Raw genomic sequence first — 25,837 nt, forward strand, 5'->3', positions numbered from 1 at the left:
TGACGCGGCGACTCTCACTGAACACCGAGTATGGGTCGGCTGTTTCGTGGTTCGAGGGCTCTTGGGTGAATCGCTCCGCTTTGCGCCGGTGGTAGAGCTTGGTGCGGCAGGTCGCTGAGCATGTGAGGCGTATTTGGTTCTTGCGTCCCGGCTGCAGGGGGCCCGAGCATTATGCGCAGGTCGTCGGCTGTTCTCGGGGCGGTGCCTTCGGGTCGGGTGTCGGCAGTGGGGATTCGCCCCGCTCGATCCGGCGACGTATGTAGGCCCGGTGGCTGCAGATCTTCGAGCACCAGCGCCGTCGGCTGCCGGGGCCGAGTGGCGTGTCGCACTCGTCGCAGGTGGGCTGGGTCGCCAGAGCTTCGGCTCGTTCGCGTTGCCGTTGCCGGTAGCCCTTCTGACGGCAGCCTGCCGAACACCACCGACGCGTCTCTCCATGGACGGCGATGATCAGCTTCTTTCCGCAGAACTGGCAGGTCATGGTCTGCTGCTTGTCCGGTTTCGGGTGCCACCGCCGGTAGGCCTTCTGCCGGCAGGCCTGTGAACAGGTCTGTTTGTGACTGATGCCGAGGGTGGGTTTGCCGCACTCCGCGCAGTGCGTGCGGTCGAGGATCTCGCGCAAGGCGTCGGGGTCGCGGCCGGTCACGGCGGCCAGGCGGCTCCAGCTGGGGTGGCCGCGGTGAAGTGGCGGCTCGCAGAGAAAGGTCCGCAGGTGGTCGGCCTTGAGATGGTTGGCGGCGGCCAGACGCGCGATGAAGGACCTCGCGCGTTCTCCGGCGACGGGACGGACCTGGATGGGGAGCCGGACCAGTGGACGGTAGTCGGCAGATGGCATCAGCAGGCCGGTGGGGTGGGATCGCGGTAGCCGGTCCGCTGGTTGCGGACGTAGGCGTTGAGCGTGGAGAAGGAGATCGAGATGCCGTGGTCGTCCATGAGCGTCTTCCAGATGTCCTTCGCGCTGACGTCCTGCATGATCATCGGGATGACGATGTGCCGGACCGAGGCGATGACCGGGGTCTGCCGGTAGCGGCTCGGGCGTTCACGGGCGGGCGGCATCACGGCGGTCAGGGCCGCGCGGATCATGCGCCGGCTGACGCCGTGTCGCTGGGCGAGATGCCGCAGCGAGAGACCGGCTTCCGCGTCCTTGCGGATGGCTCGATAGAGCAGGTAGGTGCCCCGGGGCAGTCGCTGGTACTGGCCGGTGACGGTGGTCCGCCGACGGGGAACGACGGCGTCCGTCAGGGCCAGGTTGAGGTGGTCGGCCGAATGGCCGGTGAGGACGGCGAGGCGGTCGAGACGGGGCTTTCCGGTCCAGTTGGGCGGACCGCAGGCGATCGCGTGCAGGGCACTGGGCCGAAGGTGGTTGGCCTTGGCCAGGCGCCTGATGTAGTTCTCGGTGCTCTCGCCCAGGTGCGGACGGACACGCATGGGAAGCGGAGCCGCAGGACGTTCGTCGGCGATGCCGGACGACATGGTGGGGCGGTGCCTTTCTGCGCGGCGGTCAGCTGGATTCCGAACTGTGGTCAAAAGGGATCGCTTGGAGACTCTCCTTCGTGATCTTCTCGCTGCCGGTCAGGATCGTGTCCAGGGCAGCGCCTCTGATCAGGTGGGACAGGGAGCCGATCATGCCGTCGGTGCGGTCATGCAGATACCGATCGAGAGCGATGAGGCTGCCGGGCTGGTGGTCGTGCAGCCGCAGCGAGTCTTCCAAGGTGGCCACCAGCCCCTGCCATTCCGTGTTGTAGGGCAACGGCGCGGTGGGGACGAGGGTGAAACGTCCGGCGATCTGCTCGCCGCGGGTGCCGTCGAACAGCCCCGCCCGCTCGACGTTGATCCCTGCGTAGACGAACGTGGCGGGAATACGCTCGGAGAAGTACTTCAGGGTGTCGGAGACCTCGGCGCCGGACCTGGTCGTCAGCGAGATGTTGTGCAGCTCGTCGACGAGGACCAGGCCCACGCGGGCGTCCGTGAGGACGCCGCAGACGGTTTCCAGGATGTCGGTGATGTTCGAGCGGACGCGGACCGGCAGGCCGAGGAAACGGGCGAACTCCACCGCTACCATCCGGGCCGTCGCGGCGGGCGGGACGGTGATGTAGACGACCGGGATGCGGTCACTCACCCCGGGATGGCGGGCCCGGTCGAGGAGCTCGTGGGCCCGGCCGAGCTGGGTGATCGCGGTGGTCTTCCCCGTGTCGGCCGGACCGGAGACGATCAACCCGCACCGGGCACTGACCGCGTGCCGGTTCAGCAGGACCAGGCGGCGGCCGCAGGTGACGGTGTGCTGGACGGTTGACGTCGCCACCACCAGCAGTCGGGTGTGATGGTCCAGGCGGTCCTCGTCGTAGCGGGTCAGCTCCGCCGGGCTGAGTGCGGCCCGCTCGGCCGCACTCAGCAGCGCGGGTATGACGGGCTGATCGTCGACGAAGGATCGCCAGCCGGACAGGCTCGTCAGATGCCGCTCGGGCTCGCGCGGACCGTTGGCGAAGGGGGCGAGCGGGCCGTACGGTGCGGTCATGAACGCTTCCAGGGGTCGGCGAGAGGATCGAACAGGCCCAGCGGGATCACCTTGGCCAGCGGCGTTTCTTCCTCCGCCTCGGCTTCAGGAGCCGGGTCGGGCTCGGTGACAGGCGCCGGCGTGGGAACCGGCGGGGTCGCCTTGGTGCGGGCGGCCACCTGTCTTTCCCGCCGTGTACGTTTCTTCGACTTGCCCGCCCCACCCTGCTCCGGACCCGCATGGGCCCGCGTCAGCAGAGCTGCGGCGGCCTCCGCGATCTCCGCCTCAGTGCCCTTGGGCAGGCCCTGGGCGGCGTGGTCCCAGGCCAGTTCGCCGAAGGGAACCGGGGCGTGACGCAGGTGCTTCCAGGTCGCCTCGATCCACTCGCCTTCACCGTGGTGATTGCGTACCCAGATCCGGGAGATGTCGTAAGGGTCGTGATGGACCTCCCACAGCCCCTTCTTCTCCGCGACGCCGGAGTGCTGACGGCGAATCAGGCCCGGAGCATCGTAGGTGCGGCGCTTGATCCTGATGCCGTAGTCGTTCACCGCCCGCCAGGTCGACGGCAGCAACTCGATGTAGTCCTCGGCGCTCAGCGCGACCGGGACATAGCCGCAGGCCTCGACGAGCGCGGCGTACTTCTCGTTCGGCGTGAACGAGCGGCTCGGGTGTAACGGGTCACGCAGACCGTCGTGTTCGCGATTTTGCCACTTGCCGACGAGCCATTCATCGAGAAGCTCCTGCAACTCCGGCAGCGACCACAGGGGCTGCTTGTCCAGGTTGCGGCCGCGGTGGTCGGTGCTGCGGCCGGTGTAGCCGGCGACGAACTGCGCGAAGAGCGTGCCGACGGAGTCCAGCATCTTCTCCACGTGCCCCTTTTGGAACGGGGACGCCTTGTGCGTGGGCTGGAAGTCGATCTCCAGGAATCGGCAGGACGCCTTGAAGTTTCGGGAGATGAACACCTTCCCGTGGTCGCAGACGATCATCTCCGGCACGATCACCGGCTTCGCGGCCGCGTGCTCAAGGCGCTCGTCGATGTCCAGCAGCCGGCGATAGGGCAGCACCGACCTCGACATCCGCAGGGCGTCTGCCCAGCCCGGCCGCATCACCTCGGGGGTGAGCGTGCGGGCCAGCAGCACACTCGCGTCGACCGACTTCGTGGTGGGCCGAAGCACCGCCGCGGGCACCGTCCTGGTCGCGACGTCGATCATGCCGGTGAGCTCGACCTTGCCCACCACCCCGTCGTCCAGGCGGACCAGCACGTCCAGCGGGGTGGAGTTGATCTGCACCACCTCGCCCGGCGCGAACACCGTCCACTGCCCGAACGGCGTCTTCGCTCCGTGTGCGCGCGAGCGGCGGTTGCGGGCCGTCGCCGAGACCGGTTTGCCGTAGGTCAGCTTGGCCAGTAGCCGGTAGAGGGTCGACTGCGACGGCAGTTCCACCGTCTCGCCGTTCTCCCGCAGACACCGGCGTGAGCAAACTCCCAACCCACCGCCGAACAGGCCCGCTCAGTCGCGGCGAACGCTTCCGCGGTCCGCTCGTCGACAGCGTCCTCAGCCCGGACATCGACCACGCGGGCGCGTCCGTCGGCCAGCCGTACGAAGTAGTCCGGCGCGTGCCGCCGCTTCTCTTCCCCCTCGCGCCAGTGCAGCCAGAACGGCTGCGAGGCGATCCCCACCACGTCCGGGGCGAAGTCCAGCAGAATCAGCCGGTCCCGCTCCAGCCACGACTCATAGCCCACATGGCCGCCCGTGGTCACCGCGTAGTACCAGCCCGCGAAGCTGCGGTCACCCTTGTTCCACCGGAACCCGCGCACGGGCGGTACGTCCTCGAACCGGACACCCCACCCGGAGCCCAACGCGGTGCGACGACGCTGACCGCTATCGAAGAAGTCCAGTTCAAAGGCACCCAGAGCAGGATCGCCGTACGCGTGTACCGGTTCCCCCACCGTCTCCCCAGACAGTCAGCCGCAAACGATCACTCAACCTTCGGTGAGAAAAACTAGCGGTCACCAACCTTCGGTGACAACGCTCAACCTTCGCTGCGAGAGATCAAGAGGAGTCCGGGCATGACCGGTCGGCGGTCATGTACTAGAGTTATCTCGACATCGAGATATCTGTGAGAAGGCGTACCGCACCCCTCGTACATCGCGACCGCCGGTAAGGCTGACCTAAGTAAGTCTTACCTTAGCGGATCGAGGGCGGCCACAGGCGGCAGGATTGCGGTTCGTACGCGCACATGGAAAAAGGAGACTGTCGTGTCGGCGAACAGCTTCGACGCCCGCAGCACGCTGCGCGTGGGCGACGAGTCGTACGAGATCTTCCGGCTGGACAAGGTCGAGGGCTCCGCCCGCCTTCCCTACAGCCTCAAGGTCCTGCTGGAGAACCTGCTCCGCACCGAGGACGGCGCCAACATCACCGCCGACCACATCCGGGCCCTCGCCGGTTGGGACTCGCAGGCGCAGCCGAGTCAGGAGATCCAGTTCACGCCGGCCCGCGTGATCATGCAGGACTTCACCGGTGTGCCCTGTGTCGTGGACCTGGCCACCATGCGTGAGGCCGTGAAGGAACTCGGCGGCGACCCGGCGAAGATCAACCCGCTGGCTCCGGCCGAGCTGGTCATCGACCACTCCGTGATCGCCGACAAGTTCGGCACCCCGGACGCCTTCGGCCAGAACGTGGAGCTGGAGTACGGCCGCAACAAGGAGCGCTACCAGTTCCTGCGCTGGGGCCAGACCGCCTTCGACGAGTTCAAGGTCGTGCCGCCCGGTACCGGCATCGTCCACCAGGTGAACATCGAGCACCTCGCCCGTACGGTCATGGTCCGGGGCGGTCAGGCGTACCCCGACACCCTCGTCGGCACCGACTCGCACACCACCATGGTCAACGGCCTCGGCGTGCTGGGCTGGGGCGTCGGCGGTATCGAGGCCGAGGCCGCCATGCTGGGCCAGCCGGTCTCCATGCTCATCCCGCGCGTCGTCGGCTTCAAGCTCACCGGTGAGCTCACACCCGGCACCACCGCCACCGACCTGGTGCTCACGATCACCGAGATGCTGCGCAAGCACGGCGTCGTCGGCAAGTTCGTGGAGTTCTACGGTGAGGGTGTCGCCGCCACCTCGCTCGCCAACCGCGCCACCATCGGCAACATGTCGCCGGAGTTCGGCTCCACCGCCGCGATCTTCCCGATCGACGGCGAGACCCTGAACTACCTGCGCCTGACCGGCCGCAGTGAGCAGCAGGTCGCGCTGGTCGAGGCGTACGCCAAGGAGCAGGGGCTCTGGCTCGACCCGGCCGCCGAGCCCGACTTCTCCGAGAAGCTGGAGCTCGACCTCTCCACCGTCGTCCCCTCGATCGCCGGCCCGAAGCGGCCGCAGGACCGCATCGTCCTCGCGAACGCCGCCCAGCAGTTCGCCCTGGACGTACGCAACTACGTGGACGACGCCGACGAGGCGGGCAAGGAGTCCTTCCCGGCCTCCGACGCCCCGGCGTCCACCAACGGTGTCCCGTCCCGCCCGACCACGGTCACGGCCCCCGACGGCTCCACCTACGAGATCGACCACGGCGCCGTCACCGTCGCCGCGATCACCTCTTGCACCAACACCTCGAACCCGTACGTCATGGTCGCCGCCGCGCTCGTGGCCAAGAAGGCGGTCGAGAAGGGCCTGACCCGCAAGCCGTGGGTCAAGACCACCCTCGCCCCGGGCTCCAAGGTCGTCACCGACTACTTCGACAAGGCGGGCCTGACCCCGTACCTCGACAAGGTCGGCTTCAACCTGGTCGGCTACGGTTGCACCACCTGCATCGGCAACTCCGGCCCGCTGCCGGAGGAGGTCTCCAAGGCCGTCAACGAGCACGACCTGGCCGTCACCTCGGTGCTCTCCGGCAACCGGAACTTCGAGGGCCGGATCAACCCCGACGTCAAGATGAACTACCTGGCGTCCCCGCCGCTGGTCGTGGCCTACGCCCTCGCGGGCTCCATGAAGGTGGACATCACCCGTGACGCGCTCGGCACCGACACCGAGGGCAACCCGGTCTACCTGAAGGACATCTGGCCCTCCGAGGCCGAGGTCAACGACGTCGTGGCCAACGCCATCGGCGAGGACATGTTCAGCAAGTCCTACCGGGACGTCTTCGCGGGCGACGCCCAGTGGCAGGCTCTGCCGATCCCGACCGGCAACACCTTCGAGTGGGACGCCGAGTCGACCTACGTCCGCAAGCCCCCGTACTTCGAGGGCGTGACGATGGAGACCACCCCGGTCACCGACATCACCGGCGCCCGCGTACTGGCCAAGCTGGGCGACTCGGTCACCACCGACCACATCTCCCCGGCCGGTGCGATCAAGGCCGACACCCCGGCCGGCAAGTACCTCACCGAGCACGGTGTGGAGCGTCGTGACTTCAACTCCTACGGCTCGCGCCGAGGCAACCACGAGGTCATGATCCGCGGTACGTTCGCCAACATCCGCCTGCGCAACCAGATCGCGCCGGGCACCGAGGGCGGCTACACCCGCGACTTCACCCAGGCCGACGCGCCGGTTTCGTTCATCTACGACGCCTCCCGCAACTACATCGACCAGGGCATCCCGCTCGTCGTGCTGGCGGGCAAGGAGTACGGCTCCGGATCGTCCCGCGACTGGGCCGCCAAGGGCACCGCGCTCCTCGGCGTCAAGGCCGTCATCGCCGAGTCCTACGAGCGCATCCACCGCTCGAACCTCATCGGCATGGGCGTCCTCCCGCTCCAGTTCCCCGAGGGCGCCACGGCGGAGTCCCTCGGCCTGACGGGTGAGGAGGTCTACTCCATCGCCGGCGTGACCGACCTCAACGACGGCACCACGCCCCGCACGGTCAAGGTCAGCACGGACACCGGTGTGGAGTTCGACGCGGTGGTCCGCATCGACACCCCCGGTGAGGCGGACTACTACCGCAACGGCGGCATCATGCAGTACGTGCTGCGCCAACTCGCCGGTTCTTGACCTGACGTGAACGAGCGCCCTGCCTCTGCATCTCGCGCGCGGGGGCAGGGCGCTCGTGCTCGACGGGGCAGACGACGCGCCTGCGACCATGATCGCACGCGATCTGTTCCCGGAGCGGAGCTGCGCATCCTACGACGACGAAGAACCCCGCATCTGATACCAGGTGCGGGGTTCTTCTGTCCTTGCAAGCGTGTGGCGAATGAGCGCCGCTAGCGGTGTTGGGACCGGCGGGGCGTAGCTGTCGGTGATCAGAGTGGTGAGGTCGGGGACCCAGCCACCTACTGAGGTTCAACTCGTGTTGTCGTGGCCGGTCAGCCGGGTCTGATGGTCAGGTCGGTCTCGGCGAGGCAGCCGTCTATGAGGTGGCTGCGGTACTGGATGCGCCGCAGGCCGTGTCGGATGCGCTGGATGAGGTGTTCGGGGGCGCTGAAGGCGACGTTGGAGAGCCAGCCGCGCCGCGGGAGGGAACGACAACCCGAAGCCCTTCGTCTGGACGAAGGACGCCGACGAGATCCTTCAACGCCTCACTTCATATCTTGATCGAATTCCCGGCGCAGGACACTAGCCCGGCGAAGCCGGGGGGAGTGCGTGCCAGGGGCACCCTCCAGGCGAAGCTCTGGGGGAGTCGCGAGCCGGTGAGCCCGTCCGCAGCACCAGATGCCCCAGGCCTTCCGGTCCCGCTGGACGGGCCTCGCGGTGCGGGGCGGAGGCGATGCGGTCGCTCTGGAGGTATTCGTGGGCCATGGCCAGGATGCGGCCGTCCTCGAGCGCCGTGCGTTCCCGGGCGGACCAGGTCCGGCCGGGTGAGTACCCGGAACGTCGCCTCGTCGTCGACGACCTCGATCTGCCGCCGCTCGCCGGACTCGCCGCCCGCCTGGCGCATGAGGCTCCAGTGAGGCGCCAGCTCCGGCGTGACAGAGGGCCTGAGGAGTCGGTCATCGACCAGGTGGGTCCCCCGGGCGATGGGTGTGCCTTCGGGGAAGGCGGTCACGAGGGCCTTCTCGACGGCGGCCGGGCCCCTGTCCGCGAACATCGGTGCCTCCACCTGGTCGGGGTGGCGACGACCGCCATGTGGTCGCTCATGTGGGACCGAAAGGGATATGCGAGGACCCGGGCGCGAGACGTCGCGGCGGCCGCCGGGGTCAGCACTTCGGCCATCGGCTACCACTTCGGCACCACGGACGCACTGCTCGACTCCGCCCTGCTCGATGGCCTGGAAGGGTGGTCGGCCACGTCGGACGCGCGGTTGCGGGACGTTCCCCGGCATCCGGTTCGGGAACGGATCGCGCAAAGCTGGGCCAGCGCCGTCGATTCGTTCTCCGGCTACCGCGGGTTGCTCGCCGCGTCCTTCGAGCTGATCGCCCGCGCCGACGACGACCCGGAGACCCAGCGGAGACTGCGCGCCGCCGTCATCGGGGCCCGCCGGGAACTGGCGCAGCAGCTCCTCGGATTGACCCGGCCGCGGACTCGGAGATCGCGGAGCAGGCGGGTGCCTTCTGCTACGTCTTGCTCAGCGGGCTCATCGTCCAATGGCTGATCGACCCTGACGGCCTGCCCGATCCGGATGTCGTTGCCGCCATCGTCCTCGACTCCTTCAACTCGGCGTGAACCCAGCCGATCTCATGGCGAGCCGTTCACGCCCGCCGACGGTGTCCTCGTACGGCCGGAGCGCACCCCGTGTGTCGCGGGAGGCTTCTCCGGCCGGGTACCGCCGGAGAGGCCGCCGACCCCGTGATCCGGGAGTACGGTGTCCAGCCCGCGCCGACCTTGACGCGTGGCACCGGCGTGCCGTTCGCCCTTGTCTGATGGCACCACAGGACGCCCCGCCGGTCACGGGCCGGCGGAGCGGGCGGCGCGGGTGAGGGTGCCGCGACATCGGTGAGTGGACGTCAGATTGTGGCGGTGAGGGTCTCGGTGTGCCGCAGAGCCTCTTCGTACACACGGTTGCCGCGGCTCTCGGAGATATCCGTGGCCGTCAGGACCGAGGAGTGGGCGATGCTGGGCAGCAGGTGCCGCAGCAGCGCGGAGACCCGGACCACGAGGTCCTGGTAGTCGCTGAGCGCCTGGGACATGGACTGGATGCCGGCGTACGCTCCCACGATGATGTCGGCGGTCTCGGCCGGTACGACGTGGGGGAGCAACTCGCCTTGGGCCTGGGCTCTCTCGAGCCGTTCCCGGACCGGGACGGCCCAACTGCGAAACGGGCCGCTGCGGTCGAGGCCATGGGCCAACTGGTCCATCGTGAGCCGCACGCCCGCCCGGACCATGGGGTCGGTCAGCAGCCGGTAGGTGTGCAGCGAGACGATGTCCACGATCTCCTGGATCTTGCTCGGGCGGTCGGGGATCACGAGGTTCTGGTCCTGCGCGGCCAGTACGCCCTGCGCCAGTTCGTCCTTCGACTGGAAGTGGAAGTAGAGGGCGCCCTTGGTTACACCTGCCGCGGAGAGGATCTCGGAGATGGTCGCTGTCTGGTAGCCGCGCTCCTCGAAGACCCTGGCCGCTGCCAGCAGGATGGCGCGACGTGTACGGATGGCCCGTTCCTGCTCCGCCACGGTGGTTCTCCATGTGCTTGACGAACCTGGATAGGCTCCGTATACAAACCGTCTAGTCCGTATCTTACAGGGCGTGAACCGCGATACAAGCCTGTATATGGCGGGCTTGGGCATGTACAAGCGCTGAGAGGCTCCCGATGATCCTTGTGACCGGCGCCACGGGAACCGTGGGGCGGGAGGTCATGCGCCAACTGCCCGTCGGAGCCTCCGTACGCGTCCTCGCGAGGGACCCCTCGCGTGTGGTGGGGGCAGCACCCGGTGCCGAGATCGTCCGGGGTGACTACGGCAACCCGGCGGCTCTGGAACGGGCCATGCGCGGGGTGCGCAGCGCGTTCCTCGTCACGAACGAGGTCGGTGGTGATCAGGACGCCCGGTTCGTGGACGTCGCGGTGACGGCTGGGGTGGGCCATGTGGTGAAGCTCTCCGCCGCCGCGGTCGAGGACGTGCTGGCCGATGACCTGATCACCGGCTGGCAGCGCGACGCCGAGGAGCTCCTGCGCGTCTCCGGAATGGGGTGGACGCTGCTGCGTCCGCGCTCCTTCATGTCGAACTCGTTGTCCTGGGCGCCCTCTCTGCGCTCCGAGCGGGTCGTACGGGCCCTGTACGGCGAGTCGGTCAACGCCTGTGTGGATCCGCGTGACATCGCCGACGTGGCGGTCCGCGCGCTCACCGAGCCCGGGCACCAGGGCAGGGCCTACACGCTGACCGGCCCGCAGGCGGTCAGCGCGGTCTGGCAGACGGACCGGCTCGCCGAACTGCTGGGCCGCCCGGTCCGCTTCGAGGAACTGGCCCCGGACCAGGCGCGTGTCCTGTGGTCGCGACGCCATCCCGCTCCCGTGGTCGAGGCGCTCCTGCACAGTGCGCGGCGGCAGCGCGAGGGGGCCAAGGCGGGAGTGGTGCGCACGGTCGCGGAGCTCACCGGCAGGCCGGCGAGCTCCTTCGAGACCTGGGCCCGGGATCACCTCACGGCGTTCGCCGGGGGGTGAGTGGCCGCGGCCCGTGGTCAGTCGGGGTCCGGAGCCGCCGTCACGACAGAGGAGAAGACGAGGTCTCCGCCCTGGTGGCCCGTCACGCGCACCCGCTCGGCCTGACCGGGCGAGGCTGGTCTGAGCCGCTCGGCCTCGATGAAGCAGGGCTCGTCGAGTTCCGCGTATCGCTTGAAGTCACCGTCGATGCCGAGCGGGAGGAGAGAGGAACGATTCAGGGCGGCGGCCGCGCCTTGCCGGGCGGCTTCCAGCAGCAGCATTCCCGGGACGTGGTCGACCGGGTGGTCGAACAGCACGGGGTGGCGGGTGTTGAGCCGTAGCTGCCAGCGGGTGGCGTGCCCGATGGGGGAGAGCACCACGTCACCCGGAGAGGTGCGCCCCACGCTCTGCGGCGCCATGGGCGCGGTCAAGGGGAGCGGGCGGTGATCCACGTCGAACACCCGCTTGGGGCGCACCCGTTCGTAGACGCTCGGGCTGATGCAGGTGAAGGAGGTCCGGCCCGTGGCCACAAGCCGCCCCTCACGGCGGACGGCGCACTCGTAGGTCAGTCCGGACAGGTCGGCACCGCGTCGCTTGACCTCGGTGCAAGTGACGTCGATGTCGAGGGAGGCCGGGGTATGGCGCACCCCGAGGTGCTCCGGGTGGACGGTGAGGCCGAACTCCCGCAGCAGGAACTGGTGGCCGAACGGCACGCCGAACTCGGCGTGCCCGAGGAGCGATCCGATCTGACGGATCGTCTCGGCAACCATGAGCGGGTCGTGGTGCTCCCCGTCGACGGGGGTGAAGAAGCTGTGACTGCGGGGCCACTGGGCGTCCACCCTGAAACGTGTGTCGTCCTCGCGCAGCCAGTCGGTGAGCATGACCTCCGCGACGGCCGTGCGGTGCACCAACTCCTTGGGGACGGTCGTCGTCAGGGTCGCATGGTGCAGTCCGAAAAGGCCGGACCGCGGTTCCACCGCGATGGAGGCCCGGTGGGCGGCGATCGTCGGGCGTTCAACGCGGAACGTACTCGCAGACATTGGCTCCCCCTGAGCTGCGTGGACGAGACGGGCCGTGGGCCCTTGGCCCGAAAGATACATACCAGCCGGTTTAGTTTCTAGCGGTATGCGAGCCTCCGTTCACGCCTGAAGCGGAGCGCCTTCTTCTGTTTGCGGTCTTCCCTGGTCGGAGGAGGGTCCGCCTCGCTGCTGATCCGCCCCGACCCTGGAGGTGCCCCTTCTCTGGGCGGGTCGAGGGGGATTCGAGCGCTGCTCTATGGCGGATGTCGAGGCTGGGCACCGGTGCTTGGGAGCTGTCCCGTGATCCGCAGTCGGGGCACCCCCCCCCAGGGCTTCGCCTGGGGGGGTGCCCCGACTGCGGTGTGGGCTCCCGGGCCCCCTCCGGGGGTCCGCGAAACCTTGCTTCGTTGTTGAATCATCCGAATGTGCCCGGTATGAGGGTGGCTTCCCCCTGGCTCCGCCGGGGGTCGCACCGCCATTGCGATGCGTCCCCTCGGCCCAGGAGGGCCGGGAGGCCCCATACGTCCGACGCCGCACGCTGATCCACTGGGGATTGTGAGGCAGCCCCCAGGGCGGGTTCTTCGACCTGACTTTCGCTTGACCCGGGGTGGCGGCGAGGACTCCACGGCAAAAACCGCGCAAGCGGTTTGTTAAGGTTCGGGAGTTCGGAGCACGTCGCATGGTGGGGAGGGCTCGGGTGTGGTGGTGAGGGGCGGCATCGGGGGTGCCGTCGCGAGCGGCCCCCCGGTCGGCTTCATGGCGGCTTTCCGGCCCTGCCTGCCCTCTGCGGGCGCGCTAACCAGCCTTCCAGTGACGGAGCAGTTGATGGTCAAACAGGAACGCGCGGTGCGTACGCGCGACGCCCTGATCCGGTCCGCGGCCGAGGTGTTCGACCGGGAGGGGTTCGCGCTGGCCTCGCTCACGTCGATCAGCTCGCTTGCGGGCGTGAGCAAGGGGGCACTGCATCATCACTTCGTCAACAAGGCGGCGTTGACGGACGCCGTCGAGGAGGCGGCGCTGACCCGGCTGCTGTCCGTCGCCGGTGTGGTGCCCCCTCGTGGGGTGAGCCGTGTGCAGCTCCTGGTCGACGTCACGCACCGGCTCGCCCGCGCGCTGCGCGAGGACGTGGTGCTGCGGGTCGGCTTCGAGCTGAGTGGAGAGGTGTCCCGCCCGGTGCGCGTCGACCTGCGCGAATGGTGGCGGCGATGGGTCGGGGAGAAGGTCCTGCAGGCCGAAGGTGACGGCGAGTTGCGCCCGGGCGTGACGGCGTCGGACGCGGTGAACGCCGTGGTCTCCGCAACCGTGGGGCTGGAGGTGCTCGGGGCCCGGGACGCCGAGTGGCTCTCGGGCGCCACGATCACCCGGTTCTGGTTGCTGCTGCTTCCGGCGGTCGTGTCTGACGGCCTGCTGGCGGACCTCAAGGCCGAAGGTGCCTGGTGTGGTGGTGTCGTTGCGCCGTAGCGCTCCCGGGTCCGGTCTTCCGCACGGCCGAGCGGGAGGTCGGGGCCTTGCGTCCGAGGAGACCTGGTGGTCTGTTTTCAGGCTTCCGTGTGACCGTTCTGGAGGGATCGACCGCTGTGCGGAAGTGTGGGCTCCATGGATGAATTGCTCATTTATGCAGTTCAGGATCGTATTTGAGGCTGTGTTGGATGGGGAGACGGTAAAAACGGCGCGGTCGGTTTCTCGTTGACAAACCGCCGGTCCTGTTTTTTACTGATCGTGCGGCGTAGGCCGAGCCTCAATCCACGGACAGCCAGGGGGAGTTACGGCGTGGACATCGATGTACTGGGCGCACTCGCGGTGCGGGAGAACGGGATCTCCATCACGCCGACCGCCTCCAAGCCCCGTCAGGTACTGGCACTCCTGGCACTGCACGCAGACCAGGTGGTCCCCGTCTCGGCGCTGATCGAGGAGCTCTGGGCGGGGGAGCCCCCGCGCAGTGCTCGGACGACGCTGCAGACCTATGTGCTGCAGCTGAGGGCGCTGATCGCCACGGCGCTGGAGCAAGGTGCGGAGGAGGATGGGGCCGGGCCGCGGCGCACAGCCAAGGACGTGCTCGTCACGCTGCCCGGCGGGTATCTGCTCAACAGCAACGACGGCACCAGCGACGTCCGTGAGTTCGACCGGCTGGCCGGCAAGGGATACCGGGCGATGGACGCCGGCGACTTCGCGGGCGCGGCCCGGCTGCTGCGCGAGGCGTTGTCGCTGTGGTCCGGGCCCGCCTTCGCCGATGTGCAGAACGGGGTGCAGCTCGACATGGAGACCCGGCGGCTGGAGGAGATCCGGCTCTGTGCGCTCGACCGGCGCATCGAGGCGGACCTGCGCCTCGGCCGCCATCGCGAGCTGCTCGCCGAACTCACCGTCCTGGTCAGCCGCTACCGCGCCCACGAGAACCTGCACGGGCAGTTCATGCTCGCTCTGCACCGCTCTGGCCGCCGTGGCGAGGCCCTCGACGTCTACCAGCGGCTGCGTGTCACCCTCGTCCGCGAGCTGGGCCTGGAGCCTTCCGCGGCCCTGCGCCAACTGCAGCGCGCCATCCTGATGGCCGCCCCTGAGAACGTCGTCGACGCGGCCGAGAACGCCGACGACCGCCTCGTCCACGCGGGTTGAGGGCAACGTGACCACGTCCGCACGCCCCGCGGGCCTGGAGGGAATCGAGATGCAGGAGAGGCCGGAACGCGCCCGCAGGCGTCCCGCCCACGGGGGTGCCGCGACGCCGTGCCGCAACGGCGAAGCCGATTCAAGGCTGAGCGAGAACGCCGGCGCCGTGGCAGTCGCCGAGGGGGCTCCGTCCTCCGGCGACGGCCCCTCGGCGGGGGTGCCCGCCGGGAGCGGTCCGGCCGTGGCCGTGCTCAGCCGGGCCGAGTGCCGGGTCGTGGGGCTCGTCGCGGAGGGTTTCACCAACCGTGCCGTCGCGGCATGCCTGTTCGTCACCCCCAGTACCGTCGAACAGCACCTGACCCGTGTCTACCGCAAGCTCGCTGTGCGGTCCCGCGTCGAACTCGCGGCCCTGTGGCGGGCCGCCGACGACGGCGCCGGGGACGGGGGCGCAGCGCTCCGCGAGAGCGGGAACCGTCGTGCCCCCGCGGTCGGGCGGTGACCGAACTCCCGGCCCTACCGCGCCTGTGGACTCACGTAACCCCTCTGGTGCTCGCGGCCCAGTGCGCCCGACGGCGACCGGTCGCGGCTGCCGAGTACCTGTGCCACAAGCCCCTGCGGGCACGGCGGGAGCCACTCCCGGCCTCGACCGCAGGGGCCGGAGACTCCCGTGTGGCCGACACCCACGACGCTGATCGACCCGGCATCACGGGACGGTGCTCGACGCGGCCGTTCCCGGAGGCCTTTTCAGTCTTCCCGTGTACGGAACCGGTTGATGGCGTCGAGGTGCTTAGCGCGCAGCTCCGGGTCCCGTACGCCGAGCCTTTCGCGCGGCGCGAGTGCGAGCACGCCGACCTTTCCGTGGTGGAGGTTGCGGTGGACGTCGTACGCCGCCTGGCCGGTCGCCTCCAGGGGGTAGGTCTTCGAGAGCGTGGGGTGGATTCTGCCTTTGGCGATGAGGCGGTTGGCCTCCCAGGCCTCACGGTAGTTCGCGAAGTGGGAGCCGATGATGCGCTTGAGTGACATCCACAGGTAGCGGTTGTCGTACTCGTGCCGGAAACCGGAGGTCGAGGCGCAGGTGACGATGGTGCCGCCCTTGCGCGCCACGTAGACGGAGGCGCCGAATGTCTCGCGGCCCGGGTGTTCGAAGACGATGTCCACGTCCTCGCCGTCGGTCAGCTCCCGAATGCGTTTTCCGAAGCGCTTCCATTCGCGGGGGTCCTGGGTCGCCTCGTCCTTCCAGAACCTGTAGCCTTCCGCGTTCCGGTCGATGACCGCATCGGCGCCCATGGCCCGGCAGATCTCCGCCTTCTCCGGGGATGAGACCACGCAGACGGGGTTGGCGCCGCCGGCCAGGGCGAGCTGGGTGGCGTACGAGCCTAGGCCGCCGCCGGCGCCCCAGATCAGGACGTTGTCGCCCTGCTTCATGCCGGCGCCGTTGCGTGAGACGAGCTGGCGGTAAGCCGTCGAGTTGACCAGGCCGGGGCTGGCGGCCTCTTCCCAGGTCAGGTGTTCCGGTTTGGGCATCAACTGGTTCGCCTTCACGAGCGCCAGCTCCGCGAGGCCGCCGAAGTTGGTCTCGAAGCCCCAGATGCGCTGCTCGGGGTCGAGCATCGTGTCGTCGTGTCCGTCGGCGGACTCCAGCTCCACGGACAGGCAGTGCGCGACGACCCGGTCGCCGGCCTTCCAGCGGTTCACCCCGGGGCCGGTGCGCAGCACCACGCCGGCCAGATCCGAGCCCAGTACGTGGTACGGCAGGTCATGGCGCCGGGCGGCGTCGCTGAGGCGCCCGTAGCGCTCCAGGAACCCGAAGGTGGGCAGCGGCTCGAAGATGGAGCTCCACACGGTGTTGTAGTTGACGGCGCTCGCCATCACCGCGATCAGCGCCTCGCCGGGGGCGGGTTCCGGCGTGGGCACGTCCTGCAGGTGCAGGGACTTGCGAGGGTCCTTGTCCGCGGAGGCCATCCCCTCGAACATGTCCGTCTCGTCCCGGCGCACCACGTTGCCCCGGTACGACTCGGGTAGCGGCAGGGCCGCGACGTCGGCCGGCGCCACGTCCTCGGCGATCAGGGCATTGACGATCTCGTCCACGTTAAATCCCTTGCGAGTAGGGGGGCTTCTCCGGCCAGGCTAGGTCGATTTCCGGAACCGAGATACCCCTATTTTTCCGGCGCATTCCCCTGCTTTTCTGCCGGGGCTTGATCAGGCGATGTCGGTCGTTCGCAGAGAACGCGCGAAGCAATCCACCCCCGACCGAAGAGGTCGGTGGAATTCGCGGACGGAATCGGACGGCGTCCATGCGCCCGTGACGCACGCGGGGCCTTCGGTAGTGGCTCGTCTCCGCCTGTCAAGGCGGTCGACGGCGATCTGGGCGCCGTCACCGCCTCCGACGTCAACGGCTCATCCGTGGGCCCCGTCACCGCCCCATGCGCCGGTGTGCGGCTTTCTCGCGGTGGCCCGATGTGACACCTGAGTTGAGGTCTTGTGTGAAATCTACCAGGCGATTCCTCGATTGCCGGCCGGGAGTTGGAGACCGGCTCGACAGCTGCTTGAGGATTTCGAGACGGCTCTCAACACTTCGCTACCGTTCGTGCGTCGAAGGCTGAAATTCGATGCGAACTCGACCATGCGCGGAGGAAAACCATGAGGATTCAGGTTCTGGGTCCGTTGAGTGCCGAGGTCGACGGGGGTTCGATTGTGCCGACGACCGGGAAGCTGCGCCAGATCCTGGCTCTTCTCGCCCTGTATCCGGGACGGGTGATTCCCGTACCGACGCTCATGGAGGAAATCTGGGGGACGCAGCTCCCGCAGAACGCCCGCACCGCCCTGCGGACCTGTGTCCTCCAGTTGCGCCGACGGCTGGGCACGAGCACGGGGCCGGGCGGAGCCGGGGAGGTGCTCGCCACCCGCCACGGCGGTTACCTGATGCGGATGCCTCCCGAGGCGGTCGACGCCCACGAGTACGAAGCGCTGGCTGGCAGGGGCCACAGCGCCTTCGAGGACGGTCGGGACGAGCTGGCCGCCGGCCTGCTGCGGAAGGCGCTCGTCCTGTGGAAGGGGCCGGCGCTGGCCGGCGTTCAGGTCGGCCCGATCCTGGAGATCGAACTCATGCGGCTGGAGGAGAGCCGGCTGGTGACCACGGAGCGCCGCGTCGACGTCGACCTGTGTATGGGCAGGCACGCTGAACTCATCACCGAGCTGGCTGAATTGATAGCCCGGCATCCGCATCGTGAGGGCCTGCACGCGCAGGCCATGGTGGCGCTCTATCGCTCCGGCCGGCAGACGACCGCGCTCGATGTCTACCGGCGCCTGCGCGCCCGGCTCGTCGGCGAGCGCGGCTTGGAGCCCTCACCACAGCTCCAGCGCCTGCACCAGGCGATGATCACGGTGGACCCCGCCCTGGACGTGGTTTCCGGGCCGCGCCGCACCTCCACGTTCGACCTCTACGCGGCGTAGGACGCACGGCGTCCCGCCATATGGCGCCCTTGCCCGCCCCCACGGGGGCGGGCAAGGGCGCTCACGCTTCTCCCGCCCGAGGTCAGGCCGCGTAGGCGGCCAGGTCAGCCGCGAGCGGGGCGTCCACGTTGGCCTTCAGACGGGTGCCGGTCTCCTCGTGGGATTCGGCCAGCACCTCGCCGGAAGCGTGGATGCGGGCCACCAGGTGCCCCTCCGTGTACGGGATGAGCACCTCCACCTCGGTGTCGGGGTGCGGGAGTTCCTCGGTGATGCGGGCGAGGAGGTGCTCGATGCCCTCTCCGGTCCGGGCCGACACGGCGATCGCCGTCGGCTCTGCCTGCCTGAGCCGTTCGAGAGCCTCGGGCGCCGCCGTGTCGGCCTTGTTGACGACGATCAGCTCCAGAACGCCGGCGCCGCCGATCTCGCCGATGACCGCGCGCACGGCCTCGATCTGGGACTCCGGGTCCGGGTGCGAGCCGTCGACCACGTGCAGGATGAGGTCGGCCTCGGCGACCTCCTCCAGAGTGGAGCGGAACGCGTCGACGAGCTGGTGCGGCAGGTGCCGAACGAAGCCGACGGTGTCGGCCAGGGTGTAGGCCCGCCCGCCGGCCGTCTCGCTGCGACGCACGGTCGGGTCCAGGGTGGCGAACAGGGCGTTCTGCACATGGGCCTCGGCGCCGGTCAGACGGTTGAGGAGCGAGGACTTGCCCGCGTTGGTGTAGCCCGCGAGCGCGACCGACGGGACCCTGTTGCGTCGGCGCTCCTGCCGCTTGAGGTCGCGGGCGATCTTCATCTCCTCGATCTCCCCGCGCATCTTGGACATCTTGTCGCGCAGCCGACGCCGGTCCGTCTCGATCTTCGTCTCGCCGGGGCCGCGAGTGGCCATGCCCCCGCCGCCCCCGCCACCGCCGCCCATCTGCCGGGACAGCGAGGCGCCCCAGCCGCGCAGCCGCGGCAGCATGTACTGCATCTGCGCGAGCGCGACCTGCGCCTTGCCCTCGCGGGAGGTGGCACGCTGGGCGAAGATGTCGAGGATCAGGGCGGTCCGGTCGACCACCTTGACCTTGACGAACTCCTCCAGGCGGACGAGCTGGGCGGGGCTCAGCTCGCCGTCGCAGACCACGGTGTCGGCACCGGTGGTCTCGACGAGGGCGCGCAGCTCCTTGGCTTTGCCGGAGCCGATGTAGGTGGCCGGGTCCGGCTTGTCGCGGCGCTGGATGACGCCGTCGAGGACAAGGGCACCGGCGGTCTCGGCGAGGGCGGCGAGCTCCGCGAGGGAGCTCTCGGCCTCCGCGACCGTGCCCGAGGTCCACACGCCGACGAGCACCACGCGCTCCAGGCGGACCTGCCGCTGCTCGACCTCGACGACGTCCCGGAGTTCGGTGGACAGGGCTGCGACGTGGCGCAGTCCGGTGTCCTCGGTGGTGTCGATGGCGTCGGCGGCGCCGATGCGACTGTTGGGGGCGGGGATGGACTCGTGGTTCGCGGTCATGCGTTTCCTCTCACTGGGGTGGGGGGTCGGGCGGGCGGCGGGGAGGATCAGGAGGCGAGACGGCCGGTGAGGCGGATGTCCGCCGAGGAGGAACCCACCATGACGCCCCTGGCGCCCCTGGCGTCCTGCCAGGCGTGTCGCGCGGTGTTCCAGTACTGGAGCTGTCGTGCGTCGATGGTGACGGCGACGCGCTTCTCCTGGCCGGGGGCCAGGGTGACCTTCGTGTAGCCGGCGAGCTTCTTGGCGGCCTGCGGGGCGGTGACCTGGGCAGCGGGGCCGAGGTAGACCTGCACGACCTCCTTGCCGGTGACGTTGCCGTTGTTGCGGATGTTCACGCGGATGGTGGCGCCGGTGGCGGTGCGCTCGACGGCCAGGCCGCGGTAGGTGAAGGAGGTGTAGGACAGGCCGTGCCCGAAGGGGAACAGCGGGGTCACGCCCTGCTGTTCGTACCAGCGGTAGCCGATGTGGATGCCCTCGTTGTACTCCTGTTTGCCGGCGACGCCGGGGAAGCGCTCGGGCCTGTTCGCCATCGGGTGGCTGTTCTCGGTCGCGGGGAAGGTCTGGGTGAGCTTGCCGCCGGGGTTCGCGTCCCCGTACAGGAGTGCGGCGGTGGCCTGGGCTCCCTCCTGGCCCGGGTACCACATCTGCAGCACGGCACCCGTGGAGTTGAGCCAGGGCATCAGTACGGATGAGCCGGTGTTGAGGACGACGACCGTGTTGGGATTGGCCTTGGTGACGGCGGCGATCAGCTCGTCCTGGCCGTCGGGCAGGGACAGTGAGGGGCGGTCCCAGCCCTCGGAGCCCTCGTCCTGGGCGAACACGACGGCGGTGCGCGCGGCGGCAGCGGCGGCGACGGCCCGTTCCTTGTTCCGGTCCGCCTGTTCGGGGGTGACCCAGGTCAGGTCCACGGACAGCGGTCGGTCGGGCCATGCCCAGCCGCTCATGGCGAGCTTGTGGGCGCCCTTGGTGAGCTTGAGGACGACGCTGGTGGTCTCGCTGAACGAGTCGGCGGCGTAGACGGGGTCCTGGCCCTCGACCTGGAGGATGGCGAGGCCGCCGTCGACGCGGACGCCGACGCGGTAGTCGCCGTCCGCGGGGACGGTCAGGGTGCCGTCGTAGAACCGGCGGTCGCCGCCGGGATCGAGCTGCTTGCCGTTCCGGAAGACGGGGCTGAGGTTGGTTTCGGGCAGCGGGGTGCCGAGCCGGTCGATGCCGGGCTCGTAGGTGATCTCTGCCTTCTCGCCGGCGCGCTCGCGCAGCGCGTCGAGCGGGGACCCGGCCGAGTCGGGTATGACATGCGCGCTGCCCAGACCGGAGACCTTGGGGTGCTTGGCGCTGTCACCGATGACGGCGAGGGACGTGGCGGCGGTTCCGGTGAGCGGGAGGGTGCGGCGGCCGCCGGTGTCGGTGTTGCGCAGCAGGACGGCGCCGTTCTCGGCGATCTTTCGGGCGATGTCCCTGCCGGCCTCGGCGTCGCGTACGGGCCGCGGGTCGCCCCCGGCGGGGTCGAGAAGGCCGAAACGCTCCATCTGGCCGACGATGCGGGTCACGGAGCGGTCGAGCGCGGACTCGGGGACCGTGCCGGCGGCGATGGCGGACTTCAGGGCGGCACCGAAGTGCCTCGCGTCGGGGACCGGGTCGGTGGGCTTGCCCATCTCCAGACCCAGTTCCTGGTCGAGTCCCTTGGTGATGTCGCTGGTGGCCTTGGTGGCGAGCCAGTCGGACATGACCCAGCCCCTGAAGCCCCACTGCTCGCGCAGGACCTGCCGCAGGAGCTGGTCGCTGCTGCATGAGGGGGTGCCGTTGACACCGTTGTAGGCGCACATCAGGGATGCCGCGCCCGCCTCGACGGCACTGCGAAAGCCGGGCAGTTCCGTCTCGTGAAGGGTCTGCTCGTCTATCGTCGCGTCGACGGTGAAGCGTTCGGTCTCCTGGCTGTTGCCGGCGAAGTGCTTGACCGTGGCCATCAGGCCCTGGCTCTGGATGCCCTTGACCTCGGCGGCGGCGGTGCGGGAGGTGACCAGCGGATCCTCGCTGAACGTCTCGAAGTTGCGCCCGCCGTGCGGCACGCGGATGTTGTTGACCATCGGGGCGAGGACCACGTCCTGGCCCAGGGCGCGGCCTTCATGGCCGAGGACCTTGCCGTAGGCGGTGGCGAGTCCGTCGTCGAAGGTGGCGGCGAGCGCGGTGGGTGTGGGCATCGCCGTGGCGCGGCTGCCGTTGATGCGCAGGCCGGTCGGTCCGTCGGCGGCCTGGAGCGGGGGTATGCCCAGGCGTGGTACGCCGGGCAGATAGCCGACGCCGCGAGCCAGCGGACCGCCCTTGGGGCCGGCCGTCCAGTGGACGAAGGACAGCTTCTCGTCGAGGGTCATCCGTGCGACGAGGTCGCGGACACGCGGGGTGCCCTCTTCCGTGGCGGGCGGTGCGGCGGTGCCCTCGGCCGTGGTGAGCAGACCGCTCGTACAGAGCAGGACCACGGTGAGGGCGATCAGACGCGAGGTGCGGCCCCGGCGTCTGCTCCAGTTGCTCCGGAGTCCGGTCCGGCGGCGGGTCGTGCGCTCCGCCGACGTGCGGGACGGCATGCGGCCTCCTGTTGATCGGTGCGTTGGTGCGCGCGCATGGTGCGCGTGCCTCCACGCTCACGGAGCCGGCCGCGGGAGGCGAGGTGGGCCCGTCACACTCTACGGAGTTCGGTGGTTCTGTTCCGTGATACCTGGGCGCGGGCGCTTGAGAATCGCTTGAGGAGAGCGGACACGGGCGTTGCCGGGGGCACTTGCTGGGGCCCGGGGCGTCGGCGGTGGTGGCGGGACCACCATCCGCGGCCGGTGCGGGGCGGACGCCGCGGCGTCCGGGGGGCGGGGGCGACACGGGCCGGGAAGTGTGTTTCCGGCCTACCTGGGCCGCGACTGGTTTGCCGGGGACGGTGGAGGGGTCCCAGCGATGCGGCCCCGGTCCGGCGAGTTCCGGGGCGCCGAGACCCCGAGGAGCGTCATGAGCGCCATTCTCCAGGCCGTGGAAGCCCCGAACCCGCTGCACGAGCCGGCGGCGGACGCGTCGCGGAACCTGGTCGCGTCGGTGCTGTCCTCGCTGCGCCGCCGCGACCAGCGGCACAAGGGTGAGCTGTATGTGAACGGGCTGCTGCACACCCCGGGCCGCAAGACCATGCGCAACCTGGCCGCGAGCACAGGCGAGCGCTCGGCGGAGCAGAGCCTGCACCACTTCATCAGCTGTTCGACATGGGACTGGTCCCCCCTGCGGGCGGAGTTGGCGGGACGCATGGACCGCCTGCTCGCGCCGAAGGCGTGGGTGGTGCGCCCACTGGTGATTCCGAAGACGGGCCGTCATTCGGTGGGAGTGGGGCGCCGGTTCGTCCCTCAGCTGGGGCAGATGGTCAACAGCCAACATGGTTACGGGCTGTGGTTGGCGTCAGGAGCGGCGGCGGCCCCGGTGAACTGGCGGCTGTCGCTGTCCGGCGACTGGCTCGAAGACGCCGAGATGCGCAGGAGGGCGGCGATACCCGAATCGGTGGACGCCGGTTCCGCGGAGGACCTGGCGCTCGACATGGTGCTGGAGGCGGCGGGCTGGGGGATCACCCGGCTGCCGGTGGTGACGGATGCCCGCGAGGAGGCCGTGCCGCCGGTGGTGGAGGCCTTCTCACGTGCCGGGCTGTCCTTCGTGCTGCGGATCGGCGGCGGTACCGGTTTGCTGGCCCCGGCCCTGTCCGGCGGGGCGAGCCGGTCCGTGTCGGCCCCGGCGAGGCGGCTGGCGGAGCTGGCGCGTTCGCAGCGGCGGCCGGTGGAGTGGTTCGAGCCGGCGGGCCCGGGGCTGCCGAAGACCTCGCTGGTGTCCCTGCTCCCCGTACGGGTGCCGGGTCTTTCGGTGCCGCGGATGCGTCAGGGGCTCGGCCGGGTGCTGCCGCCGGACGCCCCACTGACGCTGGTGGGCATGTGGTCGCCGAACAGCCGCGAGGTGTCGGAGCTGTGGCTCACCAACCTGGCCGGTGCGAGCCGGGGCGCGCTGCTGGGGCTCGGCAGGCTGATCGGGCGGGCCGACGCCGACTTCACGGGCACGAGCCTGCCTGTAGGGGCTCTGGACTTCGAGGGGCGCTCGTACCACGGCTGGCATCGGCACGCGACGCTCGTGTCACTGGCGCACGCGGTACGCCTGTTGGGCCCGGGGGCACACTGCGGTCGCGGCCCGGCGGCTCCGATTCCCCTGACCGGAGGCCGTCGGGTGAGGGGTCGTGGAAGATGCGCGCCCGCTGCAGGCGCAGGGCGAGTTGAAGGTCAAGTGAGCGTTCCGGTTGCTGCCAGTCAGGGCCGAGCAACTGGGTGATGCGCTCCAGACGGCGGGAGACGGTGTTGGGGTGCACGTAGAGGAGTTCGGCGGCACGGGTGGGGCTGCCCGAAGCGGAGAACCAGCCGTCGAGGGTCTCGACGAGGTTGCTGAACCGCTCGGCGTCGTGGTCGATCAGCGGGCCGAGGGCGCGCTCGACGAACCCGGAGGCGTCGTGGTCGTCGGCGAGCAGCATGCCGATGAACCCGAGGTCGCGGGCGGCGGCGGAGCGTCCGGCGCCGCCGAGCGCGATGAGGGCGTCCAGGCAGCGGACGGCCTCCTGATGGGCGCGGCGTATCGCGTCCGCCCCCTGAGTGACCGGGGCGGCGCCTGCGGTGACGAGGACGCCGGTGGCCTCGGCGAGTTGCTCGCGTACCAGAGCGGCGCAGGTTGCCGGGTCGTCCCCGGGCAGGAGCAGGGTGAGCCGGTCGCCCTGGAGGGTCTTCATGCCGCGGTGGCGGCGGGCGTGGCCGGCGGCCCAGCTTTCCACCAGGTCCCTGGCTTCGGTCTGGGGGCGGGCGACGACCACGACATGGGGGCGTTCGAGGCGGGCCGCGAGCCGGCGGGTGCGCCGGGCCAGTCCCTCGGCGGGGCCGTCCCAGGTGACGAGGTCCTCCAGAAGGTCGTCGTCGGCCTGTCCGCCGGCTTCCGTGGAGCGCTGCATGACCAGGAGCAGGGACACGGTGCGCGCGTAGGAGAGCAGGACCTGTTCGCTGGGTTCGGGGTCGGTCCCGGTGCCGGCCGTCTCGTCGGGATGGAAGAGCAGCGAGCCGACGTCCTCGGAGCGGACGGACAGGGGTACGACCAGGGTGCCGCCGGTCAGCGCGCAGGTGATGCCGGTGGCCGCGGCGTTGAGCCGCACGCGCTCCAGTTCGGCACTGTCCGGGCGGGGGGTGCGGCCGTGTCCCCCGAGGCGCTCGCCTCCCTGGCCCCAGACGGACAGGCTGCCGCCGAGCTCGGCGGCAGCGCGGGCCAGGAGTTCGTCCATGCCGATCCCGTCGAGGACGAGCCGGACCAGGTCGTCCTGGAGGTCCTTGGCGCGCAGGGCGTCGCTGAGTCCGGCGCGGGCTCGTGTACCGGCTTCCTCCAGCGCGGTGTTCGCGGCCTGCACGGTCTCCAGCAGCCGGGCTGTCCTGATGGCGACCGCGGACAGGTCGGCGAGGGAGCACATGAGCGCCACCTCGTCGGGGGTGAAGTGCCGTATCCCGCGGTCGGCGACGTAGAGGAAGCCGAGGCAGCGGTCGCCCGCGCGCAGCGGTACTCCGAGCACGGCGTGTAGGGATTCGGCCTGCAGGAGGTCTTCGAGCGCGGAGGTGTGACCGGACGGCTCGCCGCTGAGGTGGTCGGCGGTCCAGAACGGGCCCGGTAGTTCGCCGGGCGGGCCGCCGGGCAGCGCGGCGGCGGGTATGCGGTGGCCGGTCGTGCGGGCGCTGACGGCGCCGTCGGCGACGCCGACGGTCAGATCTCCGGTGGCCTCGTCGGCCAGGGCGGTACAGGCGAGGTCCGTGTTGAGCAGCAGCCGGGCGCGGCGCGTGATCAGGCGCAGGGTGGCGTCGAGTCGGCGGGGCTCGGTGAGGTCGAGGGCGGTGTCGACGAGCGCGGCGAGTTCGGCCTCGCGCTGACGGCGCCGGTCGAAGAGGGAGTTGACCTCCAAGGCGAGACCCTTGGCCTGCGTCAGCTGGTCGATCCGGTGGCGTGCGGCCCCGGAGCGGCAGGCCTGGGCGACGAGCTGCTCGTACGCGTGGGCCGGCGCCTCCCTCGCGAGGAGTTCGAGGATGCGCAGGACCTCGCTTCCGGTCTGTGAGTCCTCCCTTGTCATCCCAGCCCCCAACGGACGAATCGGTCTGATCTTGACATCCTGGGGAACGTAACCGGACCGCCGACGGAGCGTCAACCGCCTTCCGTTCGCCTTCCGGTGGACCTCCGGCAGCCCTCCGGCGGGTCGGGCCGCGGCGGG

16 protein-coding genes and 3 pseudogenes are annotated in these 25,837 nt (G+C 69.8%); 8 read left to right on the forward strand and 11 right to left on the reverse strand.

The features are described 5' to 3' along the window. Nucleotides 1-169 precede the first annotated feature (169 nt). The 4 genes and pseudogenes from V1460_RS11200 to V1460_RS11215 all read right to left on the reverse strand — a co-directional run bounded on the left by V1460_RS11200 (nucleotide 170) and on the right by V1460_RS11215 (nucleotide 4,439). Nucleotides 170-832, reverse strand: coding sequence for a hypothetical protein (locus tag V1460_RS11200; RefSeq protein ID WP_338673594.1), 663 nt, complete (start codon nucleotides 830-832; stop codon nucleotides 170-172). Then, a complete protein-coding gene (locus V1460_RS11205; RefSeq protein ID WP_338673595.1) occupies nucleotides 832-1,470 on the reverse strand; it encodes a hypothetical protein in 639 nt (212 codons plus the stop codon). Before V1460_RS11205 ends, V1460_RS11200 begins: the two co-directional genes overlap by 1 nt. Nucleotides 1,471-1,498: 28 nt before the next feature. Then, nucleotides 1,499-2,512 (reverse strand): TniB family NTP-binding protein, encoded by a 1,014-nt coding sequence (locus V1460_RS11210; protein WP_338673596.1) that lies wholly within the window; start codon nucleotides 2,510-2,512, stop codon nucleotides 1,499-1,501. Further along, nucleotides 2,509-4,439 (reverse strand): annotated as a pseudogene (locus V1460_RS11215) (TnsA-like heteromeric transposase endonuclease subunit). The gene V1460_RS11210 and the pseudogene V1460_RS11215 overlap by 4 nt, the downstream one beginning before the upstream one ends. Before the next feature lie 309 nt (nucleotides 4,440-4,748). Between V1460_RS11215 and acnA the strand changes: the two are divergent. Next, complete coding sequence (gene acnA, locus V1460_RS11225; protein WP_338673598.1) at nucleotides 4,749-7,463, forward strand: aconitate hydratase AcnA; 2,715 nt, start codon at nucleotides 4,749-4,751, stop codon at nucleotides 7,461-7,463. 311 nt (nucleotides 7,464-7,774) lie between these two features. On the opposite strand, the pseudogene V1460_RS11230 reads toward acnA, so the two are convergent. Further along, nucleotides 7,775-7,939, reverse strand: a pseudogene (locus V1460_RS11230) (IS630 family transposase); the annotation flags it as partial. A 266-nt stretch (nucleotides 7,940-8,205) separates the two neighbouring features. Between V1460_RS11230 and V1460_RS11235 the strand changes: the two are divergent. Then, nucleotides 8,206-9,000, forward strand: coding sequence for a helix-turn-helix domain-containing protein (locus V1460_RS11235; RefSeq protein ID WP_338673599.1), 795 nt, complete (start codon nucleotides 8,206-8,208; stop codon nucleotides 8,998-9,000). Between the two features lie 352 nt (nucleotides 9,001-9,352). Here V1460_RS11235 and V1460_RS11240 read toward each other — a convergent pair whose 3' ends face one another. Beyond that, nucleotides 9,353-10,015 carry a ScbR family autoregulator-binding transcription factor gene (locus V1460_RS11240; RefSeq protein ID WP_338673600.1) on the reverse strand — a complete coding sequence of 221 codons (663 nt, stop codon included), beginning with the start codon at nucleotides 10,013-10,015 and terminating at the stop codon, nucleotides 9,353-9,355. Nucleotides 10,016-10,152: 137 nt separating this feature from the next. Between V1460_RS11240 and V1460_RS11245 the strand changes: the two genes are divergently transcribed. Then, nucleotides 10,153-11,001 (forward strand): SDR family oxidoreductase, encoded by an 849-nt coding sequence (locus tag V1460_RS11245; RefSeq protein WP_338673601.1) that lies wholly within the window; start codon nucleotides 10,153-10,155, stop codon nucleotides 10,999-11,001. 17 nt (nucleotides 11,002-11,018) lie between these two features. Here the strand turns inward: V1460_RS11245 and V1460_RS11250 are convergent, their stop codons facing one another. Next, complete coding sequence (locus V1460_RS11250; RefSeq protein WP_338673602.1) at nucleotides 11,019-12,020, reverse strand: ScbA/BarX family gamma-butyrolactone biosynthesis protein; 1,002 nt, start codon at nucleotides 12,018-12,020, stop codon at nucleotides 11,019-11,021. 789 nt (nucleotides 12,021-12,809) lie between these two features. Here V1460_RS11250 and V1460_RS11255 point away from each other — a divergent pair. The 3 genes from V1460_RS11255 (at nucleotide 12,810) to V1460_RS36270 (ending at nucleotide 15,099) form a co-directional block, all read left to right on the forward strand. After that, a complete protein-coding gene (locus V1460_RS11255; RefSeq protein WP_338673603.1) occupies nucleotides 12,810-13,460 on the forward strand; it encodes a ScbR family autoregulator-binding transcription factor in 651 nt (216 codons plus the stop codon). Between the two features lie 309 nt (nucleotides 13,461-13,769). Continuing rightward, entirely contained in the window at nucleotides 13,770-14,609 is an 840-nt protein-coding gene (locus V1460_RS11260) for an AfsR/SARP family transcriptional regulator (RefSeq protein ID WP_338673604.1), read from the forward strand. 7 nt (nucleotides 14,610-14,616) lie between these two features. Then, entirely contained in the window at nucleotides 14,617-15,099 is a 483-nt protein-coding gene (locus V1460_RS36270; RefSeq protein ID WP_407077432.1) for a helix-turn-helix transcriptional regulator, read from the forward strand. Nucleotides 15,100-15,344: 245 nt separating this feature from the next. On the opposite strand, the gene ccrA is transcribed toward V1460_RS36270, so the two are convergent. Beyond that, nucleotides 15,345-16,688, reverse strand: coding sequence for a crotonyl-CoA carboxylase/reductase (gene ccrA, locus V1460_RS11270; RefSeq protein WP_338673605.1), 1,344 nt, complete (start codon nucleotides 16,686-16,688; stop codon nucleotides 15,345-15,347). A gap of 552 nt (nucleotides 16,689-17,240) precedes the next feature. Here ccrA and V1460_RS11275 point away from each other — a divergent pair. Further along, complete coding sequence (locus V1460_RS11275) at nucleotides 17,241-18,053, forward strand: AfsR/SARP family transcriptional regulator (protein WP_338673606.1); 813 nt, start codon at nucleotides 17,241-17,243, stop codon at nucleotides 18,051-18,053. A gap of 82 nt (nucleotides 18,054-18,135) precedes the next feature. Here the strand turns inward: V1460_RS11275 and hflX are convergent, their stop codons facing one another. Both hflX and V1460_RS11285 read right to left on the reverse strand, forming a co-directional pair. Further along, nucleotides 18,136-19,545, reverse strand: coding sequence for a GTPase HflX (gene hflX / locus V1460_RS11280; RefSeq protein WP_338673607.1), 1,410 nt, complete (start codon nucleotides 19,543-19,545; stop codon nucleotides 18,136-18,138). Between the two features lie 47 nt (nucleotides 19,546-19,592). Next, a complete protein-coding gene (locus tag V1460_RS11285; protein ID WP_338673608.1) occupies nucleotides 19,593-22,127 on the reverse strand; it encodes a glycoside hydrolase family 3 C-terminal domain-containing protein in 2,535 nt (844 codons plus the stop codon). A gap of 409 nt (nucleotides 22,128-22,536) precedes the next feature. Between V1460_RS11285 and V1460_RS11290 the strand changes: the two are divergent. Beyond that, a pseudogene (locus tag V1460_RS11290) lies at nucleotides 22,537-23,247 on the forward strand (IS701 family transposase); the annotation flags it as partial. A 358-nt stretch (nucleotides 23,248-23,605) separates the two neighbouring features. On the opposite strand, the gene V1460_RS11295 reads toward V1460_RS11290, so the two are convergent. After that, entirely contained in the window at nucleotides 23,606-25,699 is a 2,094-nt protein-coding gene (locus V1460_RS11295; protein WP_338673609.1) for a helix-turn-helix domain-containing protein, read from the reverse strand. Between the last annotated feature and the right edge of the window lie 138 nt (nucleotides 25,700-25,837).

This window comes from Streptomyces sp. SCSIO 30461 (genome assembly GCF_037023745.1).
GTDB lineage: Bacteria > Actinomycetota > Actinomycetes > Streptomycetales > Streptomycetaceae > Streptomyces.

Bases quoted from the DNA above. Each gene is read 5' to 3' on its own strand.
- V1460_RS11285 (WP_338673608.1), bottom strand. From the start codon at position 22,127: ATGCCGTCCCGCACGTCGGCGGAGCGCACGACCCGCCGCCGGACCGGA.
- V1460_RS11245 (WP_338673601.1), top strand. From the start codon at position 10,153: ATGATCCTTGTGACCGGCGCCACGGGAACCGTGGGGCGGGAGGTCATG.
- V1460_RS11250 (WP_338673602.1), bottom strand. From the start codon at position 12,020: ATGTCTGCGAGTACGTTCCGCGTTGAACGCCCGACGATCGCCGCCCAC.
- hflX (WP_338673607.1), bottom strand. From the start codon at position 19,545: ATGACCGCGAACCACGAGTCCATCCCCGCCCCCAACAGTCGCATCGGC.
- V1460_RS11200 (WP_338673594.1), bottom strand. From the start codon at position 832: ATGCCATCTGCCGACTACCGTCCACTGGTCCGGCTCCCCATCCAGGTC.
- V1460_RS11210 (WP_338673596.1), bottom strand. From the start codon at position 2,512: ATGACCGCACCGTACGGCCCGCTCGCCCCCTTCGCCAACGGTCCGCGC.
- V1460_RS11275 (WP_338673606.1), top strand. From the start codon at position 17,241: ATGAGGATTCAGGTTCTGGGTCCGTTGAGTGCCGAGGTCGACGGGGGT.
- V1460_RS11205 (WP_338673595.1), bottom strand. From the start codon at position 1,470: ATGTCGTCCGGCATCGCCGACGAACGTCCTGCGGCTCCGCTTCCCATG.
- V1460_RS11295 (WP_338673609.1), bottom strand. From the start codon at position 25,699: ATGACAAGGGAGGACTCACAGACCGGAAGCGAGGTCCTGCGCATCCTC.
- V1460_RS11235 (WP_338673599.1), top strand. From the start codon at position 8,206: ATGGCCAGGATGCGGCCGTCCTCGAGCGCCGTGCGTTCCCGGGCGGAC.